At 65.2% G+C, this 14532-nt stretch carries 12 protein-coding genes; 8 read left to right on the plus strand and 4 right to left on the minus strand.

Translation table 11 applies throughout. The annotated features are described in order from the left end of the window. Positions 1–95 precede the first annotated feature (95 nt). From secD to JWP90_RS03915, 3 genes are read left to right on the plus strand one after another with little or no spacing between them, the layout of a single operon-like run. Entirely contained in the window at positions 96–1784 is a 1689-nt protein-coding gene (gene secD, locus JWP90_RS03905) for a protein translocase subunit SecD (protein ID WP_297359920.1), read from the plus strand. Beyond that, positions 1784–2791 carry a protein translocase subunit SecF gene (secF, locus tag JWP90_RS03910; protein WP_297359925.1) on the plus strand — a complete coding sequence of 336 codons (1008 nt, stop codon included), beginning with the start codon at positions 1784–1786 and terminating at the stop codon, positions 2789–2791. The genes secD and secF overlap by 1 nt, the downstream gene beginning before the upstream one ends. Before the next feature lie 43 nt (positions 2792–2834). Next, positions 2835–5084: a bifunctional (p)ppGpp synthetase/guanosine-3',5'-bis(diphosphate) 3'-pyrophosphohydrolase gene (locus JWP90_RS03915; protein ID WP_297359928.1), complete on the plus strand. Its 2250-nt coding sequence runs from the start codon at positions 2835–2837 to the stop codon at positions 5082–5084. Here JWP90_RS03915 and JWP90_RS03920 read toward each other — a convergent pair. The 4 genes from JWP90_RS03920 to JWP90_RS03935 form a co-directional block, all read right to left on the minus strand. After that, positions 5063–5623 carry a type IV toxin-antitoxin system AbiEi family antitoxin gene (locus tag JWP90_RS03920; RefSeq protein ID WP_297360083.1) on the minus strand — a complete coding sequence of 187 codons (561 nt, stop codon included), beginning with the start codon at positions 5621–5623 and terminating at the stop codon, positions 5063–5065. The genes JWP90_RS03915 and JWP90_RS03920 overlap by 22 nt on opposite strands. Before the next feature lie 104 nt (positions 5624–5727). After that, positions 5728–6357: a phosphatase PAP2 family protein gene (locus JWP90_RS03925; RefSeq protein WP_297359931.1), complete on the minus strand. Its 630-nt coding sequence runs from the start codon at positions 6355–6357 to the stop codon at positions 5728–5730. Between the two features lie 77 nt (positions 6358–6434). Next, positions 6435–7664: a DUF349 domain-containing protein gene (locus JWP90_RS03930; protein ID WP_297359934.1), complete on the minus strand. Its 1230-nt coding sequence runs from the start codon at positions 7662–7664 to the stop codon at positions 6435–6437. An 87-nt stretch (positions 7665–7751) separates the two neighbouring features. Beyond that, entirely contained in the window at positions 7752–8543 is a 792-nt protein-coding gene (locus tag JWP90_RS03935; protein WP_297359939.1) for a peptidylprolyl isomerase, read from the minus strand. 162 nt (positions 8544–8705) lie between these two features. Here JWP90_RS03935 and JWP90_RS03940 point away from each other — a divergent pair, with 162 nt between their 5' ends. From JWP90_RS03940 to ruvX, 5 genes are all read left to right on the plus strand, one after another. Beyond that, complete coding sequence (locus JWP90_RS03940) at positions 8706–10163, plus strand: replication-associated recombination protein A (RefSeq protein ID WP_297359942.1); 1458 nt, start codon at positions 8706–8708, stop codon at positions 10161–10163. A 178-nt stretch (positions 10164–10341) separates the two neighbouring features. Further along, positions 10342–10971, plus strand: a complete 630-nt coding sequence (gene rpsD / locus JWP90_RS03945) for a 30S ribosomal protein S4 (protein ID WP_297359944.1) — start codon at positions 10342–10344, stop codon at positions 10969–10971. A gap of 143 nt (positions 10972–11114) precedes the next feature. Further along, the gene (locus JWP90_RS03950; RefSeq protein ID WP_297359946.1) at positions 11115–11348 is read left to right on the plus strand and encodes a hypothetical protein; all 234 of its coding nucleotides are present in this window, start codon (positions 11115–11117) and stop codon (positions 11346–11348) included. A gap of 43 nt (positions 11349–11391) precedes the next feature. Then, positions 11392–14049: an alanine--tRNA ligase gene (gene alaS, locus JWP90_RS03955; RefSeq protein ID WP_297359949.1), complete on the plus strand. Its 2658-nt coding sequence runs from the start codon at positions 11392–11394 to the stop codon at positions 14047–14049. 9 nt (positions 14050–14058) lie between these two features. Further along, the gene (ruvX, locus tag JWP90_RS03960) at positions 14059–14529 is read left to right on the plus strand and encodes a Holliday junction resolvase RuvX (protein ID WP_297360086.1); all 471 of its coding nucleotides are present in this window, start codon (positions 14059–14061) and stop codon (positions 14527–14529) included. Positions 14530–14532: the final 3 nt, after the last annotated feature.

The following is a 14532-nucleotide window of genomic DNA, read 5'->3' on the forward strand; positions in this document are numbered from 1 at the left end:
ATACCTCGAAGCGTCCGTCCCGCCTTCCGGCTGCGATGGGCGGTCACAGAAAGCTGAGTACGCCGTTGGCACAGACGAAGTTGTCGCCTACCCGCATGGCCGGGCGCTCCCTGACCTGGCTGGGTGTCACCACCCTTGCACTCCTCGCCATCCTGATCGGCGGCATCCTCCTGAGCAACGCGAGCTGGGCACCCAAGCTCGCGCTCGACCTCGAGGGCGGCACGCAGATCATCCTCAAGCCGAACATCGAGGACGGCAGCCAGGCGACGCAGGAGCAGCTCAACCAGGCTGTGTCCATCATCCGCCAGCGCGTGGATGCGTCGGGAGTGTCAGAGGCCGAGGTCAACACTGAGGGCAACAACGTCGTCGTCTCCATCCCCGGTGAAGCCGATGAGGAGACCCGCAAGCGCATCGAGGCATCCGCGAAGCTCGAATTCCGCCCGGTGCTTGTCGCCGGTCAGCCCTCCAACACGTTTGTGGGGGAGGACGGCGAGGAGACGCCGTACCCGACGCCGGACCCCGCGCTGCCGAGCACCCCGACCGCAAAGCCCACCGACGCCAGCGATCTCAGCCAGGTGACCCCAGCGCTGCAGGCCGCGTTCCAGGCTTTCGACTGCGGCCAGCCCATCGAGGCCGGGGTTGTGCAGCCAGCCGACGGGCCGATCATCGCCTGTGAGGCGGACGGCAGCGTGAAGTACATTCTGGGCCCGGTCGAGGTCGAAGGGTCCCAGATCACCGACGCCACGAACGGCATGCGCACCACCCAGAGTGGCGCGACCACCGGCGAATGGGCAGTCAACCTCCGGTTCAACAGCGAGGGCACCCAGGAGTTCGCCGACGTCACCAGCCGGCTGAACGGCCTGCAAAGCCCGCAGAACCAGTTCGCCATCGTGCTCGACAACCAGGTCATCTCCGCACCGCAGACGCTCGCCGTCATCGCGGACGGTCGACCCGAGATCTCGGGAAACTTCACCCAGGAGTCCTCGAAGACCCTCGCCGACCAGCTGAAGTACGGCGCACTGCCGATCAGCTTCACCGTGCAGAGTTCGGACCAGATCTCAGCGACGCTCGGCTCCAGCCAGCTTCAGATCGGTATCCTCGCCGGCATTATCGGCCTCGTCCTCGTCGCCATTTACACACTCTTCCAGTACCGCCTTCTCGGCCTCGTGACTCTCGCATCCCTTGTCGTTGCCGGTGTCCTGACGTACCTCGTGATCGCAATCCTGTCGTGGCGCAACGGCTATCGGCTCTCACTCGCCGGTGTCGCGGGGTTGATCGTCGCGATCGGGTTCACGGCGGACTCGTTCATCGTGTACTTCGAGCGAATCCGCGACGAACTGCGCGACGGTCGGGGCCTCGAGTCGGCGGTCGAAGCCGGCTGGCGTCGCGCCAAACGGACGATCTACGCGTCGAAGGGCGTGAACGTGCTCGCCGCGCTCGTGCTGTACGTGCTCGCCGTCGGCAACGTGAAGGGATTCGCGTTCACCCTCGGGGTCACCACGGTGATCGACGTTATCGTCGTTCTCCTCTTCACCCACCCGATGCTTCAGCTTCTCGCTCGCACCCGATTCTTCTCCAGCGGCCACCCGCTGTCCGGGCTCGACCCGAACGCCCTTGGTGCTGTCTACCGGGGTCGTGCCCAGTTCCGTGCGCCGACCGAGGTCAGCAGGGGGAAAGCAGCAAAGTCCAGCCGTGAGGCGACCAAACGCCAGACGATCGCGGAACGCAAACAGGCCGAACTGATCGCCACTGGCGGTACAAAGAGCCAGGAGAAGGATTCCTAATGGCAAGCCTGACCACATTCGGCAACGACCTCTACACCGGTAAGCGCTCGATCAACTTCGTAGCCAACCGCAGAGTCTGGTTCAGCGTCGCGATCGCGCTCGTGCTGTTCTCGATCCTCGTCCCGATCGTCAAGGGCGGCTTCAACCTCAGCTTCGAGTTCACCGGCGGGTCGCAGTTCACCATATCGCCCGTGGCATCCGCCGACCAGGACAAGGCGACGGATGCTGTCGCCGGCGTTGTTCCGGAAGCGGTCGCGAAAGTCACAACGGTCGGCAACGACTCGGTGCGGGTGCAGACGAACCAGCTGACCAACGCCGAGACCGACGACGTCACCGAGGCCCTGGCCACCGCCTTCGACGTGGACACGAGTGCGGTCACAACGTCGTTCATCGGCGCGTCGTGGGGTCAGGACGTCACCCGGCAGGCCCTCACCGGTCTCGTGATCTTCCTTGCCCTTGCCTTCCTCATCATGGCGCTGTACTTCCGAACGTGGAAGATGTCGGCGGCGGCGATGATCGCCCTGCTCGACGTGCTCATCATCACCCTCGGCGTGTACTCGCTCAGCGGGTTCGAAATCAGCCCAGCGGCCATCATCGGCTTCCTCACCATCCTGGGTTACTCGCTCTACGACACGGTCGTCGTCTTCGACAAGATCCGGGAGAACACCAGCGAGGACGGTGAGAATTCGACGAGGACCTTCGCCGAATCGGTGAACCTCGCCGTGAACCAGACGCTTGTGCGATCGATCAACACGTCGGTCGTGGCGGCTCTGCCGGTGGCATCCATTCTTCTGATCGGTGACTTCGTGCTCGGCGCCGAAACACTCCGCGACATTTCGCTCTCGCTCTTCGTGGGAATCCTCGTCGCCACCTACTCCACGATCTTCGTGGCGGCGCCTCTGTACGCACTGTTCCGGCAGAACGAACCAGAGATCCGCAAGCGCGACGCGCGCATCCTGGAGGCCAGGAAGCGTTCGGTCGAGCCCGATATCGCACCGGCGATCTGACACCAGTATTTCCGCGGGATAATAGAGCGTAAGGAGGCAAGCGATGACTGAGACACAATCGTCGAGCGCCTCGCTGCGCCGCCTCGTTCCTCGGATCTTCTCGAAGGCCCAGCCGGTCGGCGCCGTCGACCGGCTGATCCGCACAGCCCGGATGCACCATCCCAAAGCCGACCTCTCGATCATCGAACGGGCATACACCGTCGCGGAGAAGGCTCACCGCGGGCAGAAGCGGCAGAGCGGCGAACCGTACATCACCCATCCGGTCGCGGTGGCGCAGATCCTGGCCGATCTCGGTATCGGCCCGAAAACCCTCGCGGCCGCGCTCTTGCACGACACCGTCGAGGACACCGGCTACCCCCTCGACGAGTTGCGGGCGGAGTTCGGCGACGAGGTCGCCATGCTCGTCGACGGCGTCACGAAACTCGACAAGGTCAAGTACGGCGAGAGTGCGCAGGCCGAGACGGTCCGCAAGATGATCGTGGCGATGTCGAAGGACATCCGCGTCCTCGTGATCAAACTCGCCGACCGCCTGCACAACGCCCGCACCTGGGGATTCGTCCCCCCTGAGAAGGCGGCGAAGAAGGCGACAGAGACCCTCGAGATCTACACACCTCTCGCTCACCGTCTCGGTATCCAGACGATCAAATGGGAGCTGGAAGACCTCTCCTTCGCGGTGCTCTACCCGAAGCTGTACGCCGAAATCGAAAGTCTCGTCAAGCAGCGCACACCACAGCGTGAAGAGCTCGTGCACCAGGTGATCGACACCGTCAACGACGACCTCAAAGCCGCGAAGATCCGAGGCCAGGTCGTCGGCCGGCCGAAACAGTACTACTCGATCTACCAGAAGATGATCGTCCGAGGCCGAGATTTCGATGAGATCTACGACCTCATCGGTATCCGGATCCTCGTGAATTCCGTTCGGGACTGTTACGCGGTGCTCGGCGCGATCCACGCGCGGTGGACCCCGATCCCTGGCCGGTTCAAGGATTACATCGCCACCCCGAAGTTCAACCTGTACCAGTCGCTGCATACCACGGTCATCGGCCCCGGTGGCAAGAGCGTCGAGATCCAGATCCGTACCCATGAGATGCATCAACATGCGGAGTACGGTGTCGCCGCTCACTGGAAGTACAAGGAGAACGTCAACGGCAAGTCGAGTGCCGGCGCGAAAGCCAACGAGAACGACATGGTCTGGCTCGCCCACATCTCCGACTGGCAGGCGGAAACCGCGGACCCGGGGGAGTTCCTCGACTCCCTGCGCTTCGAGATCGGGGCGAAAGAGGTCTACGTCTTCACACCGAAGGGCCGGGTGATCGGGCTCCCAGCTGGAGCGACGCCGGTGGACTTCGCCTACGGTGTGCACACCGAAGTCGGACACCGAACCATGGGCGCCAAGGTCAACGGGCGGCTCGTTCCACTCGAGACGGAGCTCAACAGCGGTGAGGTGGTCGAGGTGTTCACCTCGAAAAACCCGGACTCAGGGCCCAGCCAGGACTGGCTGAACTTCGTCAAGAGCACACGCGCGCGCAACAAGATCCGTCAGTGGTTCACCAAGGAACGCCGCGACGAGGCGATCGAGCAAGGCAAGGATGCCATCGCCCGTGCCATGCGCAAACAGAATCTGCCTCTGCAGAAGCTGATGAGCCAGGACTCGTTCGCCGAGGTCGCAGCGCAGATGAGGTACGAGGACGTCTCAGCCCTGTACGCCGCCGTCGGTGAAGGCCATGTTTCGACCCAGTCGGTGCTCGAGAAGGTCGCCGCACTGCTCCAGGGCGACAGCGAGGCCGAGGTCGAGGCCATCGACTTCCCGGTCCGCGGGCGCACCCGCAGGCTGCCGCACAGCGACTCAGGTGTGCTGGTGCGTGGTGCACCCGACATTCTCGTCAAGATGTCGAAGTGCTGCACTCCCGTGCCCGGCGACGACATCGTCGGCTTCGTCACCCGCGGGTCCGGGGTTTCCGTTCACCGCAGCGACTGCCACAACGTGCAGGAGCTGCTCAAGGAACCTGAGCGGATGATCGACGTGGAGTGGGCTCCGACATCGAAGAGCGTCTTCCTCGTCAACATCCAAGTCGAGGCCCTCGATCGTGCCGGACTGCTCAGCGATGTCACCCGGGTGCTCAGCGAGCACCACGTCAACATCCTCTCCGCGACGGTGTCGACGTCGACCAACCGGCTGGCGATCAGCCGGTTCGTGTTCGAGATGGGCGACACCACCCACCTGGACCGGGTGCTCAACGCCGTCCGCAGGATCGACGCTGTCTACGACGTCTACCGGGTCAACGGCGGCTGAGCCGACACCTCCCTGATCCGTTCCACTGCCAGCCTCGCGCCTGGCGCTCTTTCTCGGATGCTGTCGGCAAGGTTCTCCGGACGTATCGCGAACGCCCGCACGAGGCTGTCGATGGCGAACAGTTCCCTGTCTCCCGGCGCCGGTCGTCGTGCGAGGTCGAATACGGTCCTGGTCGGCGTCGTCACACGCAGCCCACCGACCAGACACTCGTCTGCCTCGGTGAGCGCGAGCTCCCGCAGCAAGAACCGCCGCGGCAACCGCACTGAGGCGCGTTCCCCGATTCGCGCGCAGACTTCGTGGCGCCACGGCGGAGCGTCGGTTGCCCCGTGCAGCCAGGCCGCGGTCAGCCCGATCATGATGAGCCGGCCGGAGCTTGCCGATTCCGGCAGCAGTGCAGCGACGGCGGTTGCGCGGAGTTCGGCCCTGTCCGGTTCGTCCGCGCAGACCCACCCCTCATCGACGGCGAAGAGATCGCCGTCGAGCCTCGCCGCGGCCAACTCGGCTGCGGGGAGGATCGCGGGGGTAAGAACACTTGTCATGCGGGCCACGACGACAGCCTGCCTGTTTCTCGCCGAGGAACCCGCCGTTCAGCCGAACTGTGCAGAGCCCGCTTGACATTCCCGGGTGTGGAGAGTTCTGCAGCTCAGGAGGGGAGTGGCTCCGCAACGCTCGTGTCGCGCTCGACCCGGGCCCGCCGGCCGCGGATCGTCTCGATGACCAGCCACGCCAGGGCGCCCGCAATGATTCCGAGGAGGGCGCCGGCGACGACATCGGTGAGCCAGTGCGCCTGGAGGTAGGTTCGGCACCAACCCATGGCTACGACCCAGAGGGCGCCGAGAACCCACAGGAGCCACCGGCGGAAAATCAACGCCAGGACGAGGACAACCGTGGCAGCCATGGCGGTGTGGCCGGATGGGAACGACGTCGGCACCGTTTCAGCGAGAGAGTTCTCGGGCCTCGTTCTGGCCACTACCGCGGCGAGCGGCGCCGCGAGGGCCACCGACGTCACCATCGCTGCGGCCACCGTCAACGCCACGACCTTCCAGCGGAGGTAGAGGAACGTCCCGACCATGGTCAGCCCGATGAGCAGCATCGGGATCGGGCCACCGATGACAGCAGGGATCCAGGCCAGCACGAGCCCGACGTCGCTTCGTTGTTCGAGCATGAGTTCGCTCCACCAGAGGTCGACCGGCTCAGCGAGGTACTTCCTGCCATAACTGAGCCAGCTCACGACGGCGAAGCCGATGAGAGCAGACACGAGAACGCTCAGCACGACCCGGCGGGAACGGCGTGACGCGGCGGGCGGTGGGGCGGGTCGGGAACGCCGGGACCGCCCCGCGGACGTTGCCATCAGGACAGGGCGTTAAGCCACAGCTTGCGGGCCTCGAGAGCGTCGGTAGCCTCGGCGATCCGAGCCTGATCGCCTGATACCTTCGCCTCCTCGAGTTCGCTTTCGAGCTTCGCGATGGCGGCGTTCAGCTGCCCGGCGAGACCCTCGGTTCGCGCCTTCGTCTCGGGGTTGTTGCGCTTCCAGTGGTCATCATCGAGCGTGCGCAGGTGCTGTTCCACCTTGCGCAGCCGGTCCTCGACGTTCTTGACCTGGTCGCGGGGAACCTTACCGATCTCGTCCCAACGGCGCTGGATATCAGCAAGCGCTGAACGCACCTTGTCGCGGTCTTTTTCGACCAGAAGGGGCTCTGCCTCGTCCAGAAGGGCGAGCTTCGCGTCGAGGTTTCCCTGGAACTCTGCGTTGTCGCGAGCATCCACCTCGGACTTCGCCGCGTAGATCGCGTCACCGGCGGCCTTGAACCTGGCCCACAGTGCGTCGTCGTGCCGCTTGCCCGCGCGACCGGACTGCTTCCACTCGTCGAGGAGCGCACGATAGCCGGGGATGCCGTCGACACCTTTTTCGATAAGGGCTTCGGCTTTCTCGATCAGCGCCTGCTTGCGGGACTTCGCGTCCTTGTGCACGGTGTCGAGCTCGGCGAAGAACGCACGACGGTTCTGCTCGATCGTCGACTTGGCGGAACGGAAGCGCTTCCAGAGGTCGTTCGCTTCGCCCTTGGGCAGCTTCGGACCTTCCTGCTGGTGCGTCTGCCACTGTGCGAACAACGCGTTGATCTGCTCGGTGGTGTTCTTCCACTGCGCTTTCGCTGGGTCCTGCGCGGCCAGCTTCTCAGCTTCCTGGACGATCGCGGTCCGCGCGGCCAGCGCCTCGGCGACGGCGGCCTTCGCCTCCTCGCCCCGCTGTTCGGTCAGCTCACCGACGGTGCTGTCGAGCGCAGCGACCCGCGCCTTGAGGCTCTCGAGGTCGCCGACGGCGTTCGCGCCATCAAGATTCTTGGCAAGGCGGGCAACAGCCGATGCGACATCCGCAGCCGGTGCTCCCCGCTTCACGCGCTGCTCGAGGAGCGTCACCTGGCCTGCCAGGTCGATGAACTTGCGCTCGAAGTAGGCGAGAGCCTCTTCGGCGGTGCCATCGGGGTACTGGCCGACCTCGCGCCAGTCGTCACCCTCGCGGACGAAGACGGCGCCGGACTCGTCGACGCGACCCCATGGTTGCTGCTCTGAATTGGACACGTGCCTCACCTTGCTGTGGGTGTCACACTCGCGTGTGACCGGAAACTCTGCTCAAGCCTATTACGTCGGGGGTTGCGCCCGGGATAGCTATTCGACGCTGACACCGGTGATCGCTACCGGGACAGTCGGCGGGCCGTCTGTGGCGCCGCCCTCGATGCCCTTGTCGATCACTGCCGTTTTCAGTTCGTCGAGTCCCGATGTCACGGTGCCGAGCACGGTGTAGCCGCCGGCGGCATCCGAGGGGATCGTGGTCTCTTCGTAGACGATGAAGAACTGGCTGCCGTTGCTGTACGCATCGCCGCTCTGCCTGGCCATGGCGATTGTTCCGGCGGGGTAGACGTCATCCGCCGGGGCGTTCTCGACAGGGCCGTAGCTGTAACCGGGGCCGCCGCTGCCGTCGCCCTCCGGGTCGCCGCACTGAAGCACGAAGAAGCCGCCGTTGGTGAGGCGGTGACAGGAGACCCCGGTGTAGAAACCGCTCTGGGTGAGGGAAACGAACGAGGCGACGCCCTGCGGTGCGGCGGCGCCGTCGAGTTCGATCCCGAGCGGCACGTCGTTGATGCTCAGCGTGCCGGCCCAGGTCCGGCCCTCGGCCAGGTCCGGATCCGGCACGCTGCCCACGTTCTCACCGGTGGGCGGAGCGGTCTCAGTCGGCTCCGGCTCAGCGGAAGCGACCGGTTTGCCTGGTCCTGCCGAGAAATAGGCGAGCTGCGCGAATGTGGCGCCTGCGGCGACCGCGACGATCGCGAGAACGGCGATCCAGTTGTCGCGTGCACGACGGCGAATCCGGTACTGGTGCATTGCCTGGCGGGCCCGGTATCCCCTGAGACGTTCGCGGTTCGCTCGAGCCGCACGATCGTCGATCTTGCTGGGTGCCACGTGGATCCTCCAAGGTGCCGGTGCGCAGTCGCGCAGGGGAGGAGCTTGTGGCATCCTCACCCTGTTGCACTTTACGGTCACCGCGGTCTGCCTGCCAAATGGTCGTGGGTGCTGCGGAGGCCGCCCGGACACGGTGTCGGCGGGTACGGCTAGCCTTGCATCATGGCTAATACGACAGCAGCGCTGCACTCAGGCAGTGTCCCGCTCGCCGTCCGAATGCGGCCGACGAGCCTTGACGAGGTCGCCGGCCAGCGCCACCTGCTGAAACCAGGGTCTCCTCTGGTCAGCCTCGCCACGAGCAAGTCCGGAGACAAGGGCTCGGTGTCCGTCATCCTCTGGGGGCCGCCAGGCACAGGCAAGACAACCATTGCGCAGTCGATCGCCCACAGCTCGGGTCGCCGGTTCGTCGAACTGTCCGCCGTGTCGGCTGGCGTTCGTGACGTACGGCAGGTGATGGACGAGGCGATGACCAGTCGTGACCTCTATGGTCTGTCCACTGTCCTGTTCCTCGATGAGATCCACCGATTCACCAAGGCACAACAGGATGCCCTCCTGCCCGGTGTCGAGAACGGCTGGGTCATCCTTGTAGCGGCGACGACCGAGAACCCGTCGTTCTCGGTCATTTCACCCCTGCTTTCCCGTTCGCTGCTCCTGACACTCGAGCAGCTCAGCGACGAGGATCTCCGCGTCGTCCTCGACCGGGCCATCGACGACCCGCGCGGCCTCGGCGGTCGATTCGAGGTCACCGATGACGCCCGCGACACGATCATCCGGCTGGCCTCCGGCGACGCGCGCCGTGCGCTGACCGCGTTGGAGGCGGCATCCGTCAGTGCTGACTCCCTGACCATGAACACCGGCGCGGAGCCTTCGGCAGAAGTTACCGTCGAGGTCGGTGCGGATCTCGACGACGTCGATGACAGCGACGATGCAGGGGAGTCGGCGATTCCGGCTGCCCCGCCCGCAGCATCCGGCACCCGCCCGGTGATCACCGCAGACGTGGTGTCGTCGGCTGTGGATCGAGCCCTGCTCCGGTATGACCGGAACGGCGACGAGCACTACGACGTCATCAGCGCCTTCATCAAATCCATCCGCGGTTCCGACGTCGACGCTGCACTGCATTACCTGGCCCGGATGATCGAGGCAGGGGAGGACCCCCGCTTCATCTCGCGACGGATCATCGTCTCGGCGGCCGAGGACATCGGCATGGCCGACCCGAACGCGCTCGTCATCGCCGTCGCGGCAGCCGACTCCGTGCAGTTCATCGGCATGCCTGAAGGGCGCATCCCGCTCGCCGAAGCCGTGGTGTACCTCGCGACGGCAGCGAAGTCGAACGCCTCATACGTCGCCATCGACCGGGCCATCGCCGACGTTCGCGCCGGGAACTTCGGCCGCGTGCCGAAACCGATGCGCGACGCCCACTACGCCGGTGCGAAACGGCTCGGCCACGGCAAGGGTTACCGGTACCCGCACGATGCCGACGTCGGCGTCGTCGAACAGCAATACCTCCCAGACGAACTGCGCGGCGTGCGCTACTACCAGCCCACCCAGCACGGCAACGAACGGGATGTGTCGTCCCGGCTGGCGAAGCTGCTGCGGATCGTGCGTGGCGGGCGCGGCTGATCCGTCCTCGTGTTAGGCTTACTGCTGGCCTAGACCCGGTTTGAGCGAGCGGCTGCGCGAAAACCCTGGTTGACGGACGTGTTCATTAGCCGAACACCCCTGGCTCACCCCTCTGACTTTCCGGTTCGCCTCAGCGCGTGCCGGCACATCCAGTTTGAGATTCCATCGAAAGGAAACCGTGTCTACCAAGTCACGTACACGCAGCAAGACCCGCCTGTCCCGGGCACTGGGCATCGCCCTCACCCCGAAGGCAGCCAAGTACCTTGAGAAGCGCCCATACGCTCCGGGCGAGCACGGCCGCACCAAGCGCAAGACCGACTCCGACTACGCGGTGCGGCTTCGTGAGAAGCAGCGCCTGCGCGCCCAGTACGGCATCCGCGAGAAGCAGCTGAAGATTGCGTTCGAAGAGGCTCGTCGCGTCAAGGGCCTGACCGGTGAAAACCTCGTCGAGATCCTCGAGACCCGTCTCGACGCGCTCCTCGTGCGTTCGGCCATCGCCCGCACCACGGCGCAGGCCCGCCAGATGGTTGTTCACCGCCACATCCTCGTCGACGGCCAGCTCGTCGACCGTCCGTCCTTCCGCGTGAAGCCCGGGCAGCTCATCCACGTCAAGGCACGGAGCGAAGGCACCGAGCCGTTCCAGGTTGCAGCGGCCGGCGGACACGTCGACGTTCTCCCGAAGCTCCCGCCGTACCTCGAGGTCGAACTCGACAAGCTGCAGGCACGTCTCGTGCGCGCCCCGAAGCGTGCCGAAGTTCCCGTGACCTGTGAAGTTCAGTTCGTCGTGGAGTACTACGCAGCTCGCTAAGCGATTCGCTTATCGCTGAACGGGGTCGCGGCATTGCCGCGGCCCCGTTTTCGCGTCCCAACGGCATTCGGCGGCGCCCGTGTCTTGCCCGATAGGATGAATAGCTTGGAAGCATCCGCGCCCACAGTAATGGAGGAGCCCCTATGAAGAACCTGCTCTGGTTGATCGCAGGCATCGGCGCCGGTTTCGTGGTCGCCCACGAAATCAACAAAACGCAGCGCGGCAAGGAATTCTTCGCCGACCTCGACATCAAGCTTCGCGAATTCAGTGAGACGGTCGCTGATGCGTACAAAGAGCGTGAAGCCGAGCTTCGCGACAGAATCGACGACATCGCCCGGAACGCTGAGGACGCACTCGGCGACCTCAACAAGAACTGATCCACGCGTTTTCGCGTATCCCTGAACTTTCTCGAACGGACCCATGAAGACCGCTGATATTCGCCAGCGCTGGCTTGATTTCTTTGCCGAGCGCGGCCACACCGTCGTCCCCTCAGCCTCGCTGGTCTCCGACGACCCGTCGCTGCTGTTCACCGTCGCCGGCATGGTCCCTTTCGTTCCGTACCTCACCGGGCTGGTGCCTGCGCCATACCCGCGCGCGACGAGCGTGCAGAAGTGCATCCGCACCAACGACATCGAAGAGGTCGGCAGAACTCCCCGCCACGGCACGTTCTTCCAGATGAACGGAAACTTCTCGTTCGGCGACTACTTCAAGGAGGGGGCGATCGCCCACGCGTGGGAGCTGCTCACCACACCGGAGAGCGCCGGGGGATACGGGTTCGACGAGAAGGACCTGTGGGTCACCGTCTACAAGGACGACGACGAGGCAATCGCGCTGTGGAAGAAGATCGCCGGCCTGCCTGACGAGCGCATCCAGCGCCTGGACAAGGACACCAACTACTGGCACACCGGCCAGCCCGGCCCCGCTGGCCCCTGCTCGGAGATTTTCTTCGACCGCGGCCCCGCGTACGGCGTCGAAGGCGGACCGGCGACGGATGACGACCGTTACGTCGAAATCTGGAACCTCGTCTTCATGCAGTACCTGATCGGCGATGTGCGCTCGAAGACGGAATTCCGGATCGAGCGGGAACTGCCGCGCAAGAACATCGACACAGGCATGGGCCTCGAACGGGTCGCGTTCCTCAAGCAGGGTGTCGAGAACATGTACGAGATCGACCAGATCCGGCCGGTGCTCGATCGCGCAGCCGAACTCTCCGGCCGCCGTTACGGTGCCGACCACGGCGATGATGTCCGGATGCGCGTCATCGCCGACCATGTGCGCAGTTCGCTGATGCTCATGAGCGACGGAGTCTCGCCGTCGAACGAGGGCCGCGGGTACATCCTGCGCCGTCTGATGCGCAGGACAGTACGCGCCATGCGCCTGCTCGGCGTAGACGGAGCGTCGTTCCCCGAACTCTTCGCGGCCTCACGCGACGCCATGAAGTCGTCGTACCCCGAGGTCGAACACGACTACTCGCGAATCTCCCAGGCCGCTTTCGGCGAAGAAGAGACCTTCCTCCGCACACTGGCCGGCGGAACCACCATCCTCGATCTCGCCGTCGCGAAGACCAAGGACACCGGAAGCGCGCGGCTGCCAGGCGACACAGCCTTCCTGCTGCACGACACATACGGCTTCCCGATCGACCTGACCCTGGAGATCGCCGAAGAGGCCGGGCTGTCTGTCGACCGCACGGCATTCGACGCCCTCATGTCGAAGCAGCGCTCGATGGCGAAGGCAGACGCGAAGGCGAAGAAGACGGCTCTCGCCGACATGTCCGTGTACAGCGCGTTCCGCGCGCACGGTGAGACGGTGTTCACCGGCTACACCGAGCTCGAGACCGAGTCGCGTATCCTCGGCCTCATCGTCGACGGACACTCCGTGACAACAGCAGCTGCGGGCGACATCGCCGAAGTCATCCTCGCCGAGACGGCCCTGTACGCGGAGTCCGGCGGGCAGGAAGCGGACCGGGGACTCATCGTCGGCCCCGGTTTCGAACTCGAAGTCCTCGACGTCCAGAAGCCCGTCAAGGGACTGATCAGCCACAAGGTCCAGGTCTCACGGGGAGAGGTTGGTGTCGGCAGTCTTGCCAAAAGCGTCGTCGACGCGGACTACCGCCGTGGTGCGAAACAGGCCCACTCCGGCACCCACATCATCCACGCCGCCCTGCGCCAGATCCTCGGGCCGAACGCGCACCAGTCCGGTTCGTACAACAAGGCCGGGTACCTCCGCCTCGACTTCACCTGGAACTCCGGACTGTCGCCGGAGACCCGCTCGGAGATCGAAGAGGTCTCCAACAACGCCATCCGCGACAACCTCGAAGTCGTCACCAGGGAGCTCCCGCTCGACGAGGCGAAATCTCTCGGTGCGATGGCGCTGTTCGGCGAGAAGTACGGCGATGTCGTCCGAGTCGTCGACATCGGCGGACCGTGGTCCCGGGAACTCTGCGCAGGAACCCACGTCGCCTCGAGCGCCGAGATCGGGATGATCAACCTCGTAAGCGAATCAAGCGTCGGTTCCACCAACCGGCGCGTCGAATCGCTCGTCGGTCTCGAGGCATTCCGTGACCTCGCCGCCGAGCGCGCCATCGTGTCGCAGCTCACCTCATCGCTGAAGACACCGCGGGAGCAGTTGCCTGACCGCATCGCTGAACTCGTCGCGAGCCTCAAGCAGGCCGAGAAGAAGATCCAGTCGTTCGAAGCCCGTGCGCTCTCCGAACGCATCCCTGGTCTTGTCTCGTCCGCGCGCGACGGCGGCGGCTACCGCATCGTCGCCGAAGCACTCGGAGCGATGGCGTCGCAGGACGACCTCCGGGCGCTCGTAACGGGTGTCCGCGAACGGCTCGGCTCCGACGCATCCGTCGTCGCGCTTGCCGCCACCGTGAACGACCGCCCGATCGTCATCGTCGCCACCAACGACGCCGCCCGTAAGGTCGGGGCGAAAGCAGGCCAGCTGGCCCGCACCGCTGCCGGGGTCCTCGGCGGCGGAGGCGGTGGCAAGGACGACCTTGCCCAGGGCGGCGGGTCGGATGCGGCAGCGATCCCCGCAGCTCTCTCGGCCATCGTCGACGCGGTCGCCCGCTAACCCGTGATGATCCGCAGTGGCGTCCGGGTCGGCATCGATGTCGGCAAGGCGCGAATCGGTGTCGCCAGGTCGGATGCGCACGCCATGCTGGCAACCCCGATCGAGACGGTTCCCCGTGCGGCCACCGGCGACGCTGACATCCGGCGCATCCTGCAGATCACCGAAGAGCTGGACCCGATAGAAATCGTCGTCGGGCTGCCACTCGCTCTCTCGGGTGGGCACACCGCCTCCACCGACGACGCCGTGACATTCGCGACGGCGCTGGCGACAGCATCCGGCATCCCGGTCCGCCTCGTCGACGAACGACTGTCGACGGTGTCCGCGCACTCCGCGCTGCGGACCTCAGGCAAACGCCAAAAGGGGTCACGCGGAATTGTCGACCAGGTCGCCGCCGTCATAATCTTGCAACATGCCCTGGACGCTGAGCGGGGCAGCGCTGTGCCCCCCGGCTCGCTAGTCGGCACGAACGAAGGACCCTAGGAC

It is taken from the genome of Mycetocola sp. (genome assembly GCF_025464835.1).
GTDB lineage: Bacteria > Actinomycetota > Actinomycetes > Actinomycetales > Microbacteriaceae > Mycetocola_A.